21 protein-coding genes are annotated in these 17,256 nt (G+C 43.0%); 8 read left to right on the top strand and 13 right to left on the bottom strand.

Translation table 11 applies throughout. The features are described from left to right. Window positions 1-110: 110 nt before the first annotated feature. The 4 genes from yggU to L5M10_RS10365 form a co-directional block, all read right to left on the bottom strand. Window positions 111-416, bottom strand: coding sequence for a DUF167 family protein YggU (gene yggU, locus L5M10_RS10380; RefSeq protein ID WP_219233939.1), 306 nt, complete (start codon window positions 414-416; stop codon window positions 111-113). Further along, a complete protein-coding gene (locus L5M10_RS10375) occupies window positions 416-964 on the bottom strand; it encodes a YggT family protein (RefSeq protein ID WP_263255232.1) in 549 nt (182 codons plus the stop codon). The genes yggU and L5M10_RS10375 overlap by 1 nt, the downstream gene beginning before the upstream one ends. A 46-nt stretch (window positions 965-1,010) precedes the next feature. Beyond that, window positions 1,011-1,829 (bottom strand): pyrroline-5-carboxylate reductase, encoded by an 819-nt coding sequence (proC, locus tag L5M10_RS10370; RefSeq protein WP_173497619.1) that lies wholly within the window; start codon window positions 1,827-1,829, stop codon window positions 1,011-1,013. Between the two features lie 216 nt (window positions 1,830-2,045). Further along, complete coding sequence (locus tag L5M10_RS10365; protein WP_028761283.1) at window positions 2,046-2,744, bottom strand: YggS family pyridoxal phosphate-dependent enzyme; 699 nt, start codon at window positions 2,742-2,744, stop codon at window positions 2,046-2,048. Between the two features lie 35 nt (window positions 2,745-2,779). Between L5M10_RS10365 and L5M10_RS10360 the strand changes: the two genes are divergently transcribed. The 4 genes from L5M10_RS10360 (at window position 2,780) to hemH (ending at window position 6,711) form a co-directional block, all read left to right on the top strand. After that, window positions 2,780-3,817 carry a type IV pilus twitching motility protein PilT gene (locus L5M10_RS10360; protein WP_006082517.1) on the top strand — a complete coding sequence of 346 codons (1,038 nt, stop codon included), beginning with the start codon at window positions 2,780-2,782 and terminating at the stop codon, window positions 3,815-3,817. Window positions 3,818-3,826: 9 nt separating this feature from the next. Continuing rightward, a complete protein-coding gene (locus tag L5M10_RS10355) occupies window positions 3,827-4,939 on the top strand; it encodes a PilT/PilU family type 4a pilus ATPase (RefSeq protein ID WP_028761282.1) in 1,113 nt (370 codons plus the stop codon). 186 nt (window positions 4,940-5,125) lie between these two features. Beyond that, a complete protein-coding gene (locus L5M10_RS10350; RefSeq protein WP_263181280.1) occupies window positions 5,126-5,665 on the top strand; it encodes a glutathione peroxidase in 540 nt (179 codons plus the stop codon). Window positions 5,666-5,697: 32 nt separating this feature from the next. Beyond that, window positions 5,698-6,711, top strand: a complete 1,014-nt coding sequence (hemH, locus tag L5M10_RS10345) for a ferrochelatase (protein WP_263181281.1) — start codon at window positions 5,698-5,700, stop codon at window positions 6,709-6,711. 87 nt (window positions 6,712-6,798) lie between these two features. On the opposite strand, the gene ruvX is transcribed toward hemH, so the two are convergent. The 4 genes from ruvX to L5M10_RS10325 all read right to left on the bottom strand — a co-directional run bounded on the left by ruvX (window position 6,799) and on the right by L5M10_RS10325 (window position 8,708). Next, entirely contained in the window at window positions 6,799-7,224 is a 426-nt protein-coding gene (gene ruvX, locus L5M10_RS10340; RefSeq protein ID WP_028761279.1) for a Holliday junction resolvase RuvX, read from the bottom strand. A 29-nt stretch (window positions 7,225-7,253) separates the two neighbouring features. Beyond that, entirely contained in the window at window positions 7,254-7,817 is a 564-nt protein-coding gene (locus L5M10_RS10335) for a YqgE/AlgH family protein (protein WP_263148735.1), read from the bottom strand. A 66-nt stretch (window positions 7,818-7,883) separates the two neighbouring features. Then, entirely contained in the window at window positions 7,884-8,213 is a 330-nt protein-coding gene (gene yciH, locus L5M10_RS10330; RefSeq protein ID WP_028761277.1) for a stress response translation initiation inhibitor YciH, read from the bottom strand. A 177-nt stretch (window positions 8,214-8,390) separates the two neighbouring features. Next, window positions 8,391-8,708 (bottom strand): hypothetical protein, encoded by a 318-nt coding sequence (locus L5M10_RS10325; protein WP_263181282.1) that lies wholly within the window; start codon window positions 8,706-8,708, stop codon window positions 8,391-8,393. Window positions 8,709-8,887: 179 nt separating this feature from the next. On the opposite strand from L5M10_RS10325, the gene L5M10_RS10320 reads away from it, so the two are divergent. Both L5M10_RS10320 and L5M10_RS10315 read left to right on the top strand, forming a co-directional pair. Continuing rightward, window positions 8,888-9,448, top strand: coding sequence for a DUF4136 domain-containing protein (locus L5M10_RS10320; RefSeq protein WP_263255231.1), 561 nt, complete (start codon window positions 8,888-8,890; stop codon window positions 9,446-9,448). 361 nt (window positions 9,449-9,809) lie between these two features. After that, window positions 9,810-10,451 (top strand): trimeric intracellular cation channel family protein, encoded by a 642-nt coding sequence (locus L5M10_RS10315; RefSeq protein ID WP_263181283.1) that lies wholly within the window; start codon window positions 9,810-9,812, stop codon window positions 10,449-10,451. Window positions 10,452-10,527: 76 nt separating this feature from the next. Here the strand turns inward: L5M10_RS10315 and tpx are convergent, their stop codons facing one another. The 3 genes from tpx to L5M10_RS10300 form a co-directional block, all read right to left on the bottom strand. Beyond that, window positions 10,528-11,121, bottom strand: coding sequence for a thiol peroxidase (gene tpx, locus L5M10_RS10310; RefSeq protein ID WP_263181284.1), 594 nt, complete (start codon window positions 11,119-11,121; stop codon window positions 10,528-10,530). Window positions 11,122-11,244: 123 nt separating this feature from the next. Then, complete coding sequence (locus tag L5M10_RS10305; protein ID WP_028761273.1) at window positions 11,245-12,072, bottom strand: mechanosensitive ion channel family protein; 828 nt, start codon at window positions 12,070-12,072, stop codon at window positions 11,245-11,247. Between the two features lie 32 nt (window positions 12,073-12,104). Then, window positions 12,105-12,695, bottom strand: coding sequence for an OmpA family protein (locus L5M10_RS10300; protein WP_263181285.1), 591 nt, complete (start codon window positions 12,693-12,695; stop codon window positions 12,105-12,107). Window positions 12,696-13,038: 343 nt separating this feature from the next. On the opposite strand from L5M10_RS10300, the gene ltaE reads away from it, so the two are divergent. After that, window positions 13,039-14,052, top strand: a complete 1,014-nt coding sequence (gene ltaE / locus L5M10_RS10295) for a low-specificity L-threonine aldolase (protein WP_113939426.1) — start codon at window positions 13,039-13,041, stop codon at window positions 14,050-14,052. A gap of 194 nt (window positions 14,053-14,246) precedes the next feature. Then, the gene (locus tag L5M10_RS10290; protein ID WP_263162160.1) at window positions 14,247-15,722 is read left to right on the top strand and encodes an HDOD domain-containing protein; all 1,476 of its coding nucleotides are present in this window, start codon (window positions 14,247-14,249) and stop codon (window positions 15,720-15,722) included. 95 nt (window positions 15,723-15,817) lie between these two features. Here L5M10_RS10290 and L5M10_RS10285 read toward each other — a convergent pair whose 3' ends face one another. Both L5M10_RS10285 and L5M10_RS10280 read right to left on the bottom strand, forming a co-directional pair. Continuing rightward, on the bottom strand, window positions 15,818-16,366 hold the full coding sequence (locus tag L5M10_RS10285; protein WP_219250972.1) for a nuclear transport factor 2 family protein: 549 nt from the start codon (window positions 16,364-16,366) through the stop codon (window positions 15,818-15,820). Between the two features lie 24 nt (window positions 16,367-16,390). Then, window positions 16,391-17,215 carry a zinc-dependent peptidase gene (locus L5M10_RS10280; protein ID WP_263142356.1) on the bottom strand — a complete coding sequence of 275 codons (825 nt, stop codon included), beginning with the start codon at window positions 17,213-17,215 and terminating at the stop codon, window positions 16,391-16,393. Window positions 17,216-17,256: the final 41 nt, after the last annotated feature.

Here is a 17,256-nt window from a genome sequence, read left to right as displayed (position 1 = left end):
GTTGGATTATAGGGCCGCCGTGACTATTTTTTCCAATAAATTAATAGTATTCAAAGGATTAATTCGTTTTCAGTTGTACGATTTTTTAACTGAGTGATCTTTCAACTGAATTACCTTTCACTATCTTGCCCCATCAGTTCAGTAATGACACTTGGGATGATCTTAGGGTCAATAATGCGGATTTGTTTATGTCGGCCAAGTTCACCTTTTATTATGTGAATGTCGCTCTTTGGCACTTTAAAAGCTTTTGCTAAGTACTTGCTTAAATGGGCATTCGCTTTGCCATCTATGGGGGGCGCAGTGATGGCTACTTTTAGCTCATCACCGTGCAATCCTACAATTTGATCGCGGCTGGCCTTAGGCTGAATGTAGAGATTGAGCAGCAAGTCACCCTGCTGCAAAGTCACTGCACTCATTAGATCACTGCCCAATAAGGGATATATTGAGCAAGTAACATATTGAGGAAATTCATACCAATAATGACCAGCATTACGGATAAATCTAAACCACCAATTGGCGGTATGATACGACGTATTGGTGCTAATACGGGTTCAGTTAACTGACCCATAATCATTACAATGGGATTATAGCCTTGGTTAAACCAGCTTAAGATTGCGCGTATTAATAGCATCCAAAACAGCAGTACCCCTACTTTTTTGACCACAGATACAACGGCAAACAGCAAAAATAACAGTATGTCTATGCCACCGCCCGCAATGAGGCTAATTAGTAGCAGCTTGGCTATCACAACCAATAATGCGAGGACGAAAGATGCGGTATCAAATCGCCCTAAGGAAGGCAAAATACGGCGCATTGGTGCGATGAGCGGGTGAGTTGCTTTAACAATAAATTGGCTAAAAGGATTGTAAAAATCAGCCCTTGCCAGTTGTAACCAAATCCGCAAAATCACTACCATCAAATAGAGATCGAATAGAGTGGTGATTAAAAAGGTAAATGCATTCATCGAGATTTCTACCTATTAAAGTTCGATATAAAAACGTGTTAGTGGATCAAAATGTTTTAGCCATTTCTTCTGCACGATTAATACAGTTTTCCATGGCTTTTTTTACTAAGCCGCGCATATCCGCAGCTTCAAATGTCGCCAGCGCTTGTGCGGTGGTGCCGCCCTTTGAAGTAACATTCTCCCTTAAATTACCTAAGGTCAGTTGTGGGTTTTGCTTTGCCATCATAGCAGCGCCAAGCGCAGCTTGCTGCACTAAACTTCTGGCTTTTGTTTCATCCATTCCCATTTCTTTGCCTGCATCTATCATAGACTCCATTAGCAAAAAGAAATAAGCCGGTGAACTGCCCGATAGTGCAATCACTTGATCTAAATCTGACTCTTCATTTACCCACACTATTTCGCCGCCGCTTGACATCAAACGATCGCAAATGGCTTTCTGCTCGGTAGTAATGCTTTGAGGCGCATAGAGGCCAGTCATACCAACACTAATTTGCATCGGCGTATTTGGCATGGCGCGGATAAGCTTGATGTCTTGTGCCAGATAGTCGGTATATCGCTTTGCTTTAATGCCCGCAGCGATAGTGATGACTAACTTATTCGACAGCTCGACTGTCTGTAATGCTTCACAAACTTGTTGCATCAATTGTGGTTTTACTGAAAGTACTATTACATCGGCAGCTTGCGCCGCTGCCAAATTATCCTGAGAAACCAAAATCCCAAAATCGTCTTTTAGTGCATCAAGTTTACCTTGGCTGGGATTAGTCGCTTGGATGAGTTGAGCTGGATAGCCGCTATTGATTAAGCCACTGATGATGCTGCGCGTCATATTGCCGGCACCGATAAAGCAGATTTTCTGTTGATCCATTTGATTCTCTTCAGTGTGTTAACCGTTAACTTGTAACATCTTCACCTTAAATTAAGATGATAAAACGGTTAGTCATTTGAATGACTGAGCCTGATTATCGACTCTCGCTAATTGCTCTTAAATCGTTAATGTTCGGTGTTCTTAAATACAGTATTTGGGCATAAAGTGCTAAAAACAAGGTTAAACTGACCTCTAACTAAATGCCGAACGTGGATTTTACGCAGCGTAATTGCGCTCACCAAAAATGGCACTGCCAATACGCACCATAGTTGAACCGCAGCTAATCGCTGTATCTAGGTCATTACTCATCCCCATTGAAAGCGTATCTACAGCGGGATAATGCGTTTTAAGTTCTTGAAATAGATTGTTTAACATGGAAAACTCTTTAAGCTGTAACTCTGTATCTGCGGTAGCCGTTGGAATTGCCATTAGGCCCCTCAGTGCTAAGTTAGGTAGCTGAGCTATCAGTTCGGCCAGTGGCAGCATTTGAGCCGCATCTATGCCAGATTTTGTGTCTTCAGCACTGATATTAATTTGAATACAGACGTTTAATGGCGCCAATTCGGCCGGACGTTGCTCATTGAGACGTAGGGCAATTTTGTCGCGTGAAACGGTATGCATCCAATCGAAATGCTGGGCGACTATGCTGGTTTTATTGGATTGGAGTGGGCCGATAAAATGCCATTCTATGTCTGGGAAATCCCCCTTGAGCGCAGTAATTTTTTCAGCGCCTTCTTGGACATAGTTTTCGCCAAAGCAACGCTGACCCGCTTGGTAGGCTGCTATAATGTCTTCAATAGGTTTAGTCTTGCTGACGGCAAGTAAGCGAATACTGCTGGGGTGGCGGGCACATTTTTGCGCTGCTTGTGTGATCCTGCGCTGGGCGATTGCGAGTCTGTCTGCTATTGTTGTCATGATGTAATTATCTAGTTGCAAGGATATCCCAAACGATGGAAATCACTGAGTTATTGGCATTTAGTGTAAAACACAAAGCCTCGGATCTACACCTTTCTGCAGGGATATCTCCCATGATCCGTGTTGACGGTGAAGTGAGAAAAATTAACCTGCCCGCGCTCGATCATCAAGGTGTACACAGCTTAGTGTACGACATAATGAATGATAAGCAGCGCAAGGACTACGAAGAACATTTAGAAATCGATTTCTCGTTCGAAGTCCCTAATCTTGCACGCTTTCGTGTTAACGCATTCAATCAATCCCGTGGTGCAGCGGCTGTGTTTCGTACCATTCCAAGTGACATTTTGTCACTTGAGCAATTAGGTGCGCCGGAAATTTTTAAAAAAATTGCCAGTTTCCCTCGCGGATTAGTCCTAGTGACTGGACCTACGGGGTCGGGTAAGAGTACCACACTTGCCGCCATGGTGGATTACGTGAATGAAAATCGACATGATCATATCTTAACCATTGAAGATCCTATCGAATTCGTTCACCAAAATAAGCAATGTTTGATTAACCAACGTGAAGTTCACCGCCATACCCACAGCTTTAATGCGGCGCTTAGAAGCGCACTACGTGAAGACCCAGACGTGATTTTAGTCGGTGAGATGCGTGACCTTGAGACCATTCGTTTGGCGATGACCGCCGCTGAAACAGGCCACTTAGTGTTTGGTACCTTGCATACTACTTCTGCCGCGAAAACGATTGATCGTGTGGTCGACGTATTCCCCGCCGGTGAAAAAGACATGGTGCGCACTATGTTGTCTGAATCGCTGCAAGCGGTTATTTCGCAAACCCTGATTAAAAAGGTGGGAGGAGGCCGTGTCGCCGCCCATGAAATCATGATGGGCACGCCCGCTATCCGCAATTTAATTCGTGAAGACAAAGTGGCGCAGATGTATTCGGCAATTCAAACAGGTATGGCCCATGGAATGCAGACCTTAGAGCAATGTTTACAGAACTTAGTCAATCGCGGTCTTATCACCCGTGAAGATGCAATGGCGAAGAGTTCGAATAAACAAGCGACATTTTAAGGATTTATGATGGATGTTCGTCCGTTTTTAAAAGTGATAGTGGAACGCAAAGCCTCCGACTTGTTCATCACAGCGGGTTTTCCGCCGAGTGCCAAGATTGACGGTGAATTGCGTCCCTTGGCAGAAAGTGCGTTTACACCAGCACAATCACTGGATTTTGTTGAGTCGTTAATGACAGAGGCGCAGAAGCAAGAGTTTCATTCCACTCGTGAGTGTAACTTCGCTTTTGCGGCAAAGGATTTAGGTCGTTTTCGGGTGAGCGCTTTTTGGCAGCGTGAATCGCCTGGCTGCGTGATGCGCCGTATTGAGACTAAAATCCCTGATGTCGATGATTTAAAATTGCCGCCTATTCTAAAAGATCTGGTGATGAGTAAACGTGGCCTCATCATTATGGTAGGCGGAACGGGAACGGGTAAGTCAACGTCCTTGGCGGCCTTGGTGGGTTATCGCAATGGTCATGCTCGCGGTCATATTCTCACGATTGAAGATCCGGTCGAATTCGTTCACGACCACAGAAAAAGCATAATCACTCAGCGTGAAGTGGGTATAGATACTGAGTCTTTTGATGCGGCGCTAAAAAGCTCCCTTCGCCAAGCTCCCGATGTGATCTTGATTGGTGAAATCCGTACCCAAGAGACGATGGAGTTTGCGCTGTCATTTGCTGAAACGGGTCACCTCTGTATGGCAACCTTGCATGCCAACAACGCCAACCAAGCGTTAGACCGGATTATGCATCTCGTGCCTGAGAGTAAGCATCAACAGTTATTGTTCGATTTATCATTGAATTTACGCGGTATTGTGGCGCAGCAATTGATCCCTAAAGTCGATGGCACAGGGCGTCGCGCCGCGATTGAAGTATTGATTAACACCCCAAGGGTGGCGAGTTTAATTGCGAAGAACGAGCTGCATTTGCTCAAAGAAACCATGGCAAAATCCAACGAGCAGGGCATGCAGACGTTCGATCAGGCCTTGCTGAAACTTTATGTCGATGGCGAGATTAGTTACGCCGATGCGCTGCACCATGCTGATTCACCAAACGATTTACGTTTGATGATTAAATTGCAGAATAAAGAATCCACGGGCTCAGGTTTTATGGAAGGTGTCACCTTAGACATGGACTAACGCGATAGTCAGGTTCTGGGTTAGGCAGCTCTTTATGGGCTGCTTTTTGTTTGTGTATTAGATTTTCGTTCAGCTCAATCGGTTCTACTTCATCGCTATGTTGCCATTATCCATAGCTTTTATTTTTTAATTCAATATGATCTTTACCTAGTGCGTTTGCGTAATGTACTGGTAAAGGAGAAAGCAATGAAAAAATTACCTATGATATTCGCTATGACAGCGAGCTTGATGAGTGTTGGCGCTATGGCGGCCACTTGTCCCGAGTATCTGAACCTTGAAGTACGAAAATTACATTCTGAAGAGACAGTTAATCTGTGTGAATTGACTCAGGGAAAACCAGTGTTGATTGTTAACACGGCCAGTAACTGTGGTTACACCCCGCAGTTTAAAGCGCTCGAAACATTGCATGAAAACTACAAAGATAAAGGCTTAGTGGTCATTGGTTTCCCATCGGATGATTTTTTCCAAGAAGAAAATGATGAGAAAGATACGGCTAAGGTGTGTTACATCAATTACGGTGTCACCTTTACTATGCTGTCGACATCGCCAGTACGTGGTAGTGACGCTAATAGTGTCTTCAAATACTTAGCCGAAAAAACTGGTGCGCCTAAGTGGAATTTTTATAAGTATGTCGTCAGCGGTGATGGCGCGGTTGTGCAACAGTTCAATTCTAAAGTGAAGCCAGATAGTGAAGAGCTTAAGCAAGCGATAGAATCTGTACTTTAATCTTACTAATATTTATTAATTAAGAGGCTGTTTTGGCTAAATTTTCAGGCTTATCCAAAGAAGTTGGACACGGGCAGCGCGGCAAAGTAGGCGTGTTGTTGTTGAATTTAGGTACTCCAGATGCACCCACAGCATCTGCTGTTAGACGTTATCTTGCAGAGTTTTTAGCGGATCCCCGAGTCGTCGAGATCCCTAAGCTAGTGTGGATGTTGATTTTACACGGGATCATTTTGCGGGTACGGCCAGCAAAATCGGCAGCGTTATACCAAAAGGTATGGACTGCGGCAGGTTCACCGTTAATGGACATTAGTTTGCGTCAAACGGCAAAGTTAGCGGATAAGCTTAAAGCTGATAACTATGATGTTTCTGTGCATTTAGCCATGCGTTATGGCAGTCCGTCGGTTGCTAGCACCTTGCAGAATATGCATCAAAATGGCATAGATAAAATCGTGGTGTTACCTCTGTATCCCCAATATGCGGCGCCAACTACGGGTTCTGCATTTGATGCGATTGCGGCTGAGTTGTCCAAGTGGCGCTATATTCCAGCACTGCATTTTATTAATACTTATCATGACAATGCTGACTTTATTAATGCTTTAGCCAATTCGATCACGGCTGATTTTGAAGCCCATGGTAAACCGCAAAAATTGGTGTTGTCATACCATGGTATGCCTGAACGTAATTTGCATTTAGGTGATCCGTATTACTGCTTCTGCATGAAAACGACTCGACTGGTTACCGAAAAGCTTGGGTTAGGAAAAGATGAGTTTGTCATGACTTTCCAATCGCGTTTCGGTAAAGCCAAATGGCTACAACCTTATACCGATGCGACTTTGAAAGCGTTGCCGCAACAAGGCGTGCGTGATATTGCTATCGTCTGCCCAGCTTTTAGCGCCGATTGTTTAGAAACGCTGGAAGAAATTGTTGGTGAGAATGGTCATCTCTTTGCCGAGGCGGGTGGTGAGAAGTTCCGTTACATCGCTGCACTAAACGATGATGATGCACACATTACTATGATGGCCAACTTAGTGAAGCCACATTTTTGATCTGGTAATTTATCGGGTTAAACATCAAACTAAAAGGATAAGGCAACTTATCCTTTTATTTTTATTGTAGTTTTATTTATTGTGGCATTACTTGCTGAAGTTATTTTCGAAGTAGCTTTCGATGATAAGGACGGCAGACACCGCATCGACTTGACCTTTGGTCAGAGCCTTAAACCCACCCAATTCGAATAATCTGGCCTTAGCATCAGTGGTAGTTAATCGCTCATCTTGAGTGGCTATTTTGACTTTGAACTTAGCATTGATGCGATTAGCAAATTTACGCGCCCTGTGGGTCATATCTTGCTCTGTGCCATCCATGTTTAAGGGCAGGCCAACGACGACTAAGTCGGGTTGCCACTCTTTGATTAAGTCGCCTATCTGATCCCAATTTGGGATACCATCGACGGCCTTGAGTGATAATAACGGTGTGGCGCTGGCAGTGATCTCTTGGCCTATAGCCACACCAATGCTCTTAGTGCCAAAATCAAAGCCTAATACGGTTTTCGAATTCATAGTGTGCTGACTTATATTAATAAATAGACTTAAGCGTGACCCGCTTGAGCTGAAACTTGCCAAGCATCAAATCCGAGAGCACGGCTGGCCTGTGGCCAACGGTCTTCGTGTTTAATGTCAAACAAGAGCGCATTCGTTGCTGGAATTGTGAGCCAAGAATTATCGGCAAGCTCTTGTTCGAGCTGATCTTTACTCCACCCAGCATAACCTAAGGCGACGAGAAACTTCTCTGGCGATCTGTTGCTTCCAATCGCGGTTAACACATCACGGGAAGTGGTTAGCATTAAACCACAACCCAGATCTGTGCTATTGGCCCAATAGGGCTGAGAGGTATGCAGCACAAAGCCGCGATCTTGGGAGACGGGGCCGCCCATCATGACATTGGTATTAGGCACTAAATCCGCGGAGACTTGCTCTGCTGGCAAATCCATTTGTTCCAATAGCGAATTAACTTCGATACCGAGCGGTTTATTGATCACCAGTCCCATGGCGCCTTTGGTATCATGTTCACAGATATAAATGACTGAGCGTTCAAAAAACGTACCATGTAGTGAGGGCATGGCAATTAAGAAATGGTTCTGCAAACTCTCCATTAAACTACTCCGTTTGATGTGGCTAAGTTGATCTAGCTTGCTGCTATATTGCTAAGTCGGGCGAGATTAACCGCCAGCTAATTTAACTTTGTAGTTTTGTTTCTCAAGTAATAGCTTTAATTGCTCGCGGTTGTCCGTTTGGACCTCAATAGTGAAATCTTTAACCGTACCACCACAACCACATTGTTTCTTAAGGGTTTGAGCCATTGCTTTTAACGCTGCTTCATCGAGACCTAACCCAGAGATAATCGAAACGCCTTTACCTTTGCGGCCTTTACTGTCTCTATGGATCCTGACTATGCCATCGGATTCCGGAATCGCTTTAGTGGCGGGCTCTGCATTTATACGGCCTTTGTCGGTGCTGTACACTAAGGATACATTAGGATCTGCTTTCATTGGTTTCATTCATTGATATTAGAAGGTGACTTATACCGACTCAGTTTATCAAATTTGCAGAGGTTCTGGGAGGTAAAAAAAGACCACTTGAGGATTCTCCTTAAGTGGCCAATACAAAATGCTAACTCTTTGCAGGGAAGTAAGCATATTTTTGAAAAGTAAGCTTAAAGCTCAGGATCAATTCATTCGCATGAATACCATGGCTATCAGCGCCACAGCGGTGAGTAATGCACTGGGCATAATAAATTTATGTAACTTAGGTAACGCAATTAAGCAGGCTGTTGTAACAAAACCAAATGCGGCGACTGTGGCATAGTTAGTGCCATTAGCAATGGTATCAATAACCAACCAGCCAAGCACTAAGAGGGGTAATATCAGTAAACTGGTAGGCAAATGACGTTTAATTTTTGCGTTATTCGCCTCGAGAGAAATTTTTTCTGGTGCAAGGAAAAAAATGGCAGATGCAACCATAAACGCGCTAATAAACCAGAACATTTCAACCCCCCTTCAAATCCTAATTGATAATCATTATCATCTTTGGCTTTGCTGAAGTCAAGCTGAATGAGATGCTGCTTTTTAATCAATTGAGTTGTAGATTAGGCTATTGCTCTGTAAGCTAAATTCATATCTCTGATACTTGTCTTTGTTCGGGTCGAACATCTGAGGAAATTAAGATGAAAAATATTTTTGTAGCATTAGCTGTGTTGGCACTCAGTGCCTGTAGTTCGATGAAGTCTGGTTGGGATTTTGACCCTAGCGCAAATTTTACCCAATATAAAACCTATGCTTGGGTTGCTCAGAAAACGGATTCTGCCGGATATCATCTAGATGGCTTGATGGATCAACGGGTCAGAGAAGCGGTGAATAGCCAGTTAGCGAGTAAGGGGATGACATTAGTTGATGCAAAAGATGCTGATGTACTTGTTAATTATCTGACCAAAGTTGATAAGAAGATTAATGTTGATACCTTCAATAGTAATTTTGGCTACAACCCATACTATGGTCCAGGATGGGGGTGGGGCGGCAATATGCAGACCCAAACCACAGTAAGAGAATATGAAGTCGGTACCCTGATTATTGATTTGGTTGATAATAAAACCACTAAACTGATCTGGCGTGGTTCTGTTGCCGATACCATTCGCGACAAAAATACCCCAGAAGAAAGAGCACAGATCATCAATCAAGCAGTGGGCAGTGTAATGGCAAATTATCCACCTAAGCCTGACACTAAATAGTTCTGATTCAGTTTGAATGAACATTAAGCGGCCTAAGGGCCGCTTTTTTGTGGTTGATTTTTATGCTTTTTGTCTACGGTATTAGATGATCTGCAGTTATTTATCATCTGATTGGATTTACGTTATTAATACTTATTAAAAATTCTATTTTCATAGATGACAATGTGAAAGGTAACATTTTTATAACTAGCTATTTTGTATAATATTTATTCTATAACTTAATAAGGTTGTAGGAATCTGCATCAGATTATTAATAAGATGATGAATTAATTTTTCTAATGATGAATTCAAAATAAAATCATTATAGAACTGAGAGGTTATCAGGCAGAATCAATTCTTTGAGTTGTTGGTAGTAGCAAAGATGCATGAGACGCAGATTATTGGATTACTTTGGCTGATTGGGATTATTGCCGAGGCGATGACGGGCGCTCTGGCGGCTGGCCGCAAGCAGATGGATTTGTTTGGTGTGGTGATCATTGGCTGCGCAACGGCAATTGGTGGCGGCACACTAAGGGATATGATGCTCGGAAATTACCCCTTAATTTGGGTTGAGCATGTGCATTACCTTATTGCGATTGCATTCGCTTCTTTGCTCACTGTCGCTATCGCCCCTGTGATGCGTTATCTGTCTAAGTTATTTTTGGCTATTGATGCCTTAGGTTTAGCCGTATTCTCCATCGTGGGCGCACAAAAGACGTTAATGCTGGGATTTAGCCCAACAATTGCCGTAGTCATGGGATTGGTCACTGGTGTCTTTGGTGGCGTTATCCGCGATATTCTGTGTAACCAAGTGCCTTTGATTTTTAAAAAAGAACTCTATGCGGTGATTTCATTACTGACGGCAGGTTTGTATATCGTCTTAAAAGCCTATCAGTTAACGGAATGGATTAATCTGGTTATTTGTTTAAGCGTTGGTTTTAGCTTACGGATGTTGGCGCTGCGATATCATTGGTCTATGCCGACCTTTGACTACCAATCCAGTGGCGATCAGCACATACATTAAATCGTAAAACCAAATCGTAGAAATAGAACCGTTAAACAAAAGGGCAGCTAAGGCTGCCCTGTTTTTTAGCGGTGAATTACTGCTGGGCTTGCAGGGTTTTCAAGGCTTCAAGCGCGGCATCATAGTTAGGATGCTCTGTGATGTTTGGTACTAACTCTTGGTATTGGAGCTTACCTTCTGCATCTATGATGAAAATGGCTCTAGCCAGCAAGCCGTAATCTTGAATTAACAAACCATACTTTTCACCAAAATCACGCCACACGCTATCTGATAGTACTTTGATTTTATCTACGTTTTCCACTTTACAGAAACGCTTTTGTGCGAAGGGTAAATCGGTACTGATCGTTAGCATGATGACGTTATCGGAAAAATGGCCAACTTCGCTGTTGAAGCGCTTCGTCTGCAGTGCGCAAACACCTGTATCTAGGCTTGGCACGGCACTTATCAGTACAGTTTTACCCTTAAAATCACTTAGCATCACTGGCGTGAAATGCTCATCAACGACTTTAAACCCCGGCGCCATTTGCGACAATTTTGGTCTTTTCCCTTCTAATGTGACTGTTTTGTCACCCATTAAAACCTGTGTTTTCTCACTGGCGAGTGTATTGGGACTCATCAGAACTAGGCTATAAATACAGCTTGCGGCTAAAAATGAAACATATTTTTGCATTGGATTTCCTCACACATGAATATCTGTGCCTTCGCTAATATCTGTCCATTAAGGTACGCTAAAATGATGCGTAGAACCATAAAAAAAGGCCGGTAATTACCGACCTTTTTTATCCACTAATTGTTATTTGCTTAGCGGTAATTCTTTGACATGGATATCCATTTGTGGGAATGGAATACCGATATCTGCAGCGTCTAATGCATTTTTTATTTGCTCAAGCAGTTGGAAACGTGCAGTCCAATAATCAGATGTTTTTACCCAAGGACGAACCACGAAATTGATTGAAGAGCTAGCCAATTCAGAAAGTCCAACTGTATATGCTGGATCTTTTAACACATACTGGTTGTTATCTAAAATATCGGTCAATACTTTTTTAGTGAGTGCAATATCGGCGGAATAAGATACACCAATCACTAAATCGATACGACGACTATCCATTGCTGAGTAGTTAGTGATAGTGCCATTCATGATAGATGAGTTTGGCGCTACGATAACTTTATTATCAGGAGTGCGAAGCTTGGTTGAGAATATGGTTATTTCATCAACAGTGCCGGCGATACCTGCAGCTTCAATATAGTCACCTACGCGGCAAGGGCGGAATAACACCATTAATACACCCGATGCAAAATTAGACAGAGAACCTTGTAGCGCTAAGCCTATTGCTAAACCTGCAGCACCGATAACGGCTACCAGTGATGCGGTTTGTACACCAATTTGGCCTAACGTGGCAATAACCGCGAAAACAAATACCACTGCCCAAGCGAGATTTGCGACAAATGAAACGACTGTCGGATCAACTTTACGGCTGTTAAGTAATTTACGAACAAGCTTCTGTGCTACGCCCGCAAAGTATTTACCAACAAAGAAGATGATAATGGCGAATAATGTTTTTAAGCCATAAGTCACAATCAGATCTGGTGCTTGCTTTAATAAACCTTCGAGGTTTTCCATTGAATAACTCCCTAAATATACGCTAACAAAAACTATTTATTATTGACGATAAATTCTACTCGTCGATTTAAACTGCGCCCTTCGCTAGAACGATTGTCCGCTACAGGTTCAGATATACCTTTACCCATTACGATAAAGCGATTTGGATTAAAGCCATAATCTTCAACCAAAATACGTTTTACATTTTGAGCTCGCTGAAGTGATAGTTGATAATTAAACTCTGGTGTACCAACGATATCTGTGTGGCCTACTAAGGTTAATTCAGCATCATTTGTTTCTAAGAATGCTTTTACTAAGGCTAAAGTTTTCCATTGAGAAAAGTCAATCTCGGCAATGGCAAATTCAAAATACACCATAGCTGCAGAAATATTATGACAATCTGTGTTTAACTCAGCATTTGAATGACTCATATCGCAAACTGGTGATGCAGTCATTTCCACAGCGACTTCTTCCACACAACCATTAGCCATAACAGGTGTATTTGGCTCTGTGTTAGGACAGGCATCTTTGATATCTGGCACTCCATCTCGGTCAGTGTCAGACCAAGCAAATACCTGTGATGTTAGGCTTAAACTTAATAGCAAAAGCGCTAGCTGAATCCATCGAGATTGGGAGTTTTTCACTACAAATCACCTATTGAACGATAAGTATTAGTCAAAATTACTAAAGCGATCGCATTGTTGTAGCATGACCATCTTAGTGTGGCATTCTAACGAGTAAGACTCTTTTCGCCAAGCTAAACGCGTACAAGCGTCCATACATCGACAGATAGATATCGGCAAGATCTTGAGTATATTTATGTTTTTATTAGTAGATGTCAGTATGTCGATACTTGCTTCAAGTATATGCGAGGTTCTACATCGGTAAATTTGTCGACAAGTATGACGATAAACTATACAAAATAAGCCTTTAGCGCTAGAGTCTTGAGCCCATTATGCGCCAACCAAACTTTAAGTTGAGGACTAGATGATAGATTTACGCAGTGATACTGTTACCCAGCCAACAGCAGCCATGCGGTTAGCCATGTCCAGAGCCGAAGTGGGTGATGATGTTTACGGTGATGACCCTACGGTAAATAGTTTGCAGGATATGGCTGCGGAGATGTTTGGCTTTGAAAGTGCATTATTTACCTGTTCGGGTACTCAAGCAAATTTATTGGCTTTGATGGCCCATTGTGATCGTGGAGATGAGTACCTGTGCGGTCAGCAGGCTCACAATTATAAGTTCGAGGGCGGCGGCGCCGCTGTCCTAGGCAGCATTCAACCTCAACCTTTAATGAATCAATTAGATGGCACTATTGCATTAGCTGACATTGAAGCCGCAATTAAGCCTGATGATATCCATTTTGCTCGTACTCGTTTGCTTAGTTTAGAGAATACGATTGGCGGTAAGGTTCTCCCGCAAAGCTATTTGGCGGACGCGCAGGCATTAGCCTTTAATCGCGGATTAAAAATTCATTTAGATGGTGCGCGAGTTGCCAATGCTGCGGTTGCGCAGAATATTGCAATAAGTGATATCACGGCGCACTTTGATTCAGTGTCGATTTGTTTATCCAAAGGATTATGTGCGCCAGTCGGCTCATTACTCTTAGGTGATGAACGCTTGATTAAGAAAGCCATTCGTTGGCGTAAAATGCTTGGTGGTGGCATGCGTCAAGCTGGGATACTTGCCGCTGCAGGTAAGCTTGCTTTAACTGAGCAAGTACAACGGCTTAGTGAAGATCATGACAATGCGGCGTACTTAGCTCGGCAGTTGGCAGAATTCAGTGAGTTTGACGTCAATTTAGCCGCAGTACAAACTAATATGTTATTTGTTACATTAGCATCCCATATTGATGCGAACTTATTGGCTAAACACTGTCGAGCGGAAGGCATTCTGATAAGCCCAGGGCGTACGCTTCGGCTTGTGACTCATAAAGATGTCAGCCGTCAGGACATAGATAAAGTGTTGCGTGTTGTTAAGCAGTACCTCAAAGCCTAAGTGTGGATTGATTTCCTGTTTTACTGAAATGCCCGAGCTTTGTCTTGGGCATTTTTATAGGCAGGCATTGCTTAATGTTGAATTATTAAGCAATTAATGAATGATTTTCTAAAACAAGCTTTAGACAACAGGCGAAATGTTTGCGTTTATCTATACTAAAAACAACAAGATTATATCGCTAAGGTAACTTTAGGTTGAAACCTAATAACAATACTAATAAAGGGGTCGATTATTGGACAAATCGGATCAGTGAATTGGAAATGCCAGCACTGTGTTCGACTGTTAAATCGCTAGAAAAGCTCGCCAAGGATGACGTTTCCTCTCTCGCATTACTCGGGCGTAGCGTGATGCACGATAACGCCTTAACTTCTCGTATTCTTCGAGTTGCTAATAGCGCTATTTATCATAAAGGTAGTAGCCAAATCTCTACTGTCAGCCGAGCGGCTATAGTGCTTGGTTTCGATGCGGTGCGAAATATCTGTATCACAGCCAAGTTACTCTCAAGCTTGTTAGAGAGTAAAAATTTGGCACCTAACGTATATCAAAGATTAATAAAGTTGATGGCTAAAGCATTTCAAGCCGCCATGATTGCACGGATGATGTTGAGCCATTATGACGAAGAAATGCAGGAGGAAGCTTTTATAGCCTCTTTGCTGTATCACATAGGTGAGAGTGCTTTTTGGAGTATTGGTGGTGAGTTCACCGAAGAGTTAGATCTAAAACTACTTGAATGTGCAACGCCAGCAGAGGAACGAAGTATAACCCGCGAAGCCCTCGGCACTTCTTTTTCACTATTAACTCAAAGTATTGCCCGCAATTGGGGATTGGGAGAACTGTTGGTCCATGCAGTTAATAATCCTGAAGACCAAAGACCTGAAATTCGGTCTATTTTTATTGCGGATAAGCTCTGCGATATTTTATCTCAACCTAATCTTGATAAGCAGGAATTAGGGAAACGTATCACGCAAGCGGCGAGTTTTACTGGACTAGAAGAAAATGAGTTTATGGTGCGGATGCAACGCTGCGCGAATGCGACCCATAAGTTAGCTGAAGTATATGGTGCTAAGGTGTTGCTAGACTATCTACCAGATCCTAAGCGTATGGTCACAGTTAAACCTGTTCCACTTCCCATTCCGTTAGATATGCCTGTCTATCAAGTTAACTTGAATATTCAGTTAGCTAAGCTACGAGAATTAACAGGCTTCGCCATTAATAAAGCCGATTTTAACCAAATCATGCAAACGGTTCTCGAAGGTATACTTGAGGGCGTTGGCGTTGACCGGTGCGGCGTGCTGTTATTGTCACCAAGCCGTAAACAACTTCAACCTAGGGTGATATTAGGTCGTGATGCAGATGCCATTAAGCAAGAGTTTATTATCGATTTGAGCGATAGGCGGGGATTATTTTACCAAGCGATGGAGCATAAGTTACCGCTTTGGGTAGATGATCCTAGCTCTAAGAAATGGCAAGAGCAGTGTAAAGAATTACAAGCGCAACATGTGTCACGTCAAGGCTTTTTATTAGCACCATTATTAGTCGATAGTAAAGTGATCGGGTTTTATTATGCGGATAGGGGCCCTTCGGAAAGGGCATTTGAAGACGTGGATTTTCAAAGTTTCATCCACTTCTCCCAATTGGCGAATGTGTGTTTTACTGTGTCTTTGAGATAGTGGTATAACTTAAGTGATTACTTTTAGTGATTTAATTTCAAACTGTATTCTTTCGGAATTGCACTCTTTCAAACCGTATTTTGGGGAGTGCTGCGCTATTGTTTGTTTACGGCTTTAATCTCGGCAGTTATTTGCTTGGCTACCTCATTAGGAATGGGAAAGCTTAAATGGTATTGCGCTATTTCCCAGTTGCCATTGGTTTTGATTAAAGTGCCTGTTCCTCGACTGACGCCATAGGCTGGACTATTTAATAACTCGTCAAACAATATGACATTGCCGTGTTGGATTAAATGACGCTCAGTTAAATCATAGCGCCAACCTTTTGTGGGGCGGGAGTAACGTTCAAATTCCGCCATTCCCCAGCGCTCACTCGCATCCGTGCCAATAAAAATGCCGTCTTTTCGGTACAGGGCAAAGTATTTATCCCAATTGGCATCGCTTGAATATTGGTTGAGTAAATCTAATACGTGAGCCGCCGCTTGTTGATCAGGATTCGAAGTCGTTTGAGTGCTTTGTGTTAGCGAGTCCTGTGCCTGTACGCTTACATTAAGGCCGCCAAGCATTAACGCGCTGAGCAGTAACCCCAAGGTAGCGCGATTAATATTGGAACCTTTAACTGAGAATGCATGAGTGTCTTTGAGCATTTTGCGTGCCTCTACATTTATGGGTTAATGCCAGTTTATCGGATCGAGTTGATAAAAGCGGCTCAGTTCTCTATACAAGTCTGGGTGTTGTTGGTAAAAATCCTCTGGTTTCTCAAAAAAGACTTCGGTGATGACGGCAAAAAACTCAGCGGGATTAGTCGCACCATAATAATTAAATAATGAGGGGGTGCCAAAATTTGCACTGTGTTGTAACTGGGTAAATTCCCTACTTAGCACTTCAGACCAAGTGCTGTAGTCGGCAAAATGCTGCAGAATGGGTGCGCCATTGGCTTGGCCATCTTCTTGATCGAGCTGATGGGCAAACTCATGGATTACGACATTATTACCATCATGGGGATCGGCGGCGCCGTCTAAAGTATTTCTCCATGAGAGCACAACTTTACCGTATTCCCATGATTCCCCTGCCAGCACATTGCGTTGTTCCCACACGATACCGCTAGTGTCTTTATGTTGATTATTGACGATAAAGGCATCGGGATAGACCAAAATCTGTTTCAGTTTGGGGTAAAAGTCGGTTTTACGATTGAGTAGCAGTAGACAGGCTTGGGCCGCGATTGTGACTCTTACTTCATCCGTGATCTCAAAATTATCGCAGCCGATAAAGACTTTCTCATCGATGAAAATTTGGATATGTCGTTTGAGTTGCAGTTGTAGATCTGCGGGTAGAGCATGGAAGTAAGGCAGTCTTTTTTTGAGAATGCTGCGCCATTCTTTTGGAAAAGGTTTCATCGTGACTCGTCGACGATGTAAGGTCCTGCGCCAACGACTCGACAGTAGCCAGGTAATTGCGCCAACTCCTAGGATAAGCGTGATAACAATAGCGAGCATACTTCCCTGACTTTATCCTGATTAACTTAGTATTAGCTAAT

The sequence above is a fragment of the Shewanella sp. SM32 genome (assembly GCF_025654235.1).
Classification (GTDB): Bacteria; Pseudomonadota; Gammaproteobacteria; order Enterobacterales; family Shewanellaceae; genus Shewanella; species Shewanella oncorhynchi.
This window is presented reverse-complemented; position numbering and strand designations above follow the sequence as displayed.

What these genes read in the sequence shown, in the direction of transcription:
- L5M10_RS10375 (WP_263255232.1), bottom strand. Translation starts at nt 964, where the DNA reads ATGAATGCATTTACCTTTTTAATCACCACTCTATTCGATCTCTATTTG.
- L5M10_RS10355 (WP_028761282.1), top strand. Translation starts at nt 3,827, where the DNA reads ATGGATGTTCGTCCGTTTTTAAAAGTGATAGTGGAACGCAAAGCCTCC.
- L5M10_RS10360 (WP_006082517.1), top strand. Translation starts at nt 2,780, where the DNA reads ATGGAAATCACTGAGTTATTGGCATTTAGTGTAAAACACAAAGCCTCG.
- L5M10_RS10365 (WP_028761283.1), bottom strand. Translation starts at nt 2,744, where the DNA reads ATGACAACAATAGCAGACAGACTCGCAATCGCCCAGCGCAGGATCACA.
- L5M10_RS10325 (WP_263181282.1), bottom strand. Translation starts at nt 8,708, where the DNA reads ATGTTCTGGTTTATTAGCGCGTTTATGGTTGCATCTGCCATTTTTTTC.
- ruvX (WP_028761279.1), bottom strand. Translation starts at nt 7,224, where the DNA reads ATGAATTCGAAAACCGTATTAGGCTTTGATTTTGGCACTAAGAGCATT.
- L5M10_RS10335 (WP_263148735.1), bottom strand. Translation starts at nt 7,817, where the DNA reads ATGGAGAGTTTGCAGAACCATTTCTTAATTGCCATGCCCTCACTACAT.
- L5M10_RS10280 (WP_263142356.1), bottom strand. Translation starts at nt 17,215, where the DNA reads ATGCTCGCTATTGTTATCACGCTTATCCTAGGAGTTGGCGCAATTACC.
- L5M10_RS10320 (WP_263255231.1), top strand. Translation starts at nt 8,888, where the DNA reads ATGAAAAATATTTTTGTAGCATTAGCTGTGTTGGCACTCAGTGCCTGT.
- yggU (WP_219233939.1), bottom strand. Translation starts at nt 416, where the DNA reads ATGAGTGCAGTGACTTTGCAGCAGGGTGACTTGCTGCTCAATCTCTAC.
- ltaE (WP_113939426.1), top strand. Translation starts at nt 13,039, where the DNA reads ATGATAGATTTACGCAGTGATACTGTTACCCAGCCAACAGCAGCCATG.
- L5M10_RS10285 (WP_219250972.1), bottom strand. Translation starts at nt 16,366, where the DNA reads ATGCTCAAAGACACTCATGCATTCTCAGTTAAAGGTTCCAATATTAAT.
- tpx (WP_263181284.1), bottom strand. Translation starts at nt 11,121, where the DNA reads ATGCAAAAATATGTTTCATTTTTAGCCGCAAGCTGTATTTATAGCCTA.
- L5M10_RS10305 (WP_028761273.1), bottom strand. Translation starts at nt 12,072, where the DNA reads ATGGAAAACCTCGAAGGTTTATTAAAGCAAGCACCAGATCTGATTGTG.
- yciH (WP_028761277.1), bottom strand. Translation starts at nt 8,213, where the DNA reads ATGAAAGCAGATCCTAATGTATCCTTAGTGTACAGCACCGACAAAGGC.
- proC (WP_173497619.1), bottom strand. Translation starts at nt 1,829, where the DNA reads ATGGATCAACAGAAAATCTGCTTTATCGGTGCCGGCAATATGACGCGC.
- L5M10_RS10315 (WP_263181283.1), top strand. Translation starts at nt 9,810, where the DNA reads ATGCATGAGACGCAGATTATTGGATTACTTTGGCTGATTGGGATTATT.
- L5M10_RS10350 (WP_263181280.1), top strand. Translation starts at nt 5,126, where the DNA reads ATGAAAAAATTACCTATGATATTCGCTATGACAGCGAGCTTGATGAGT.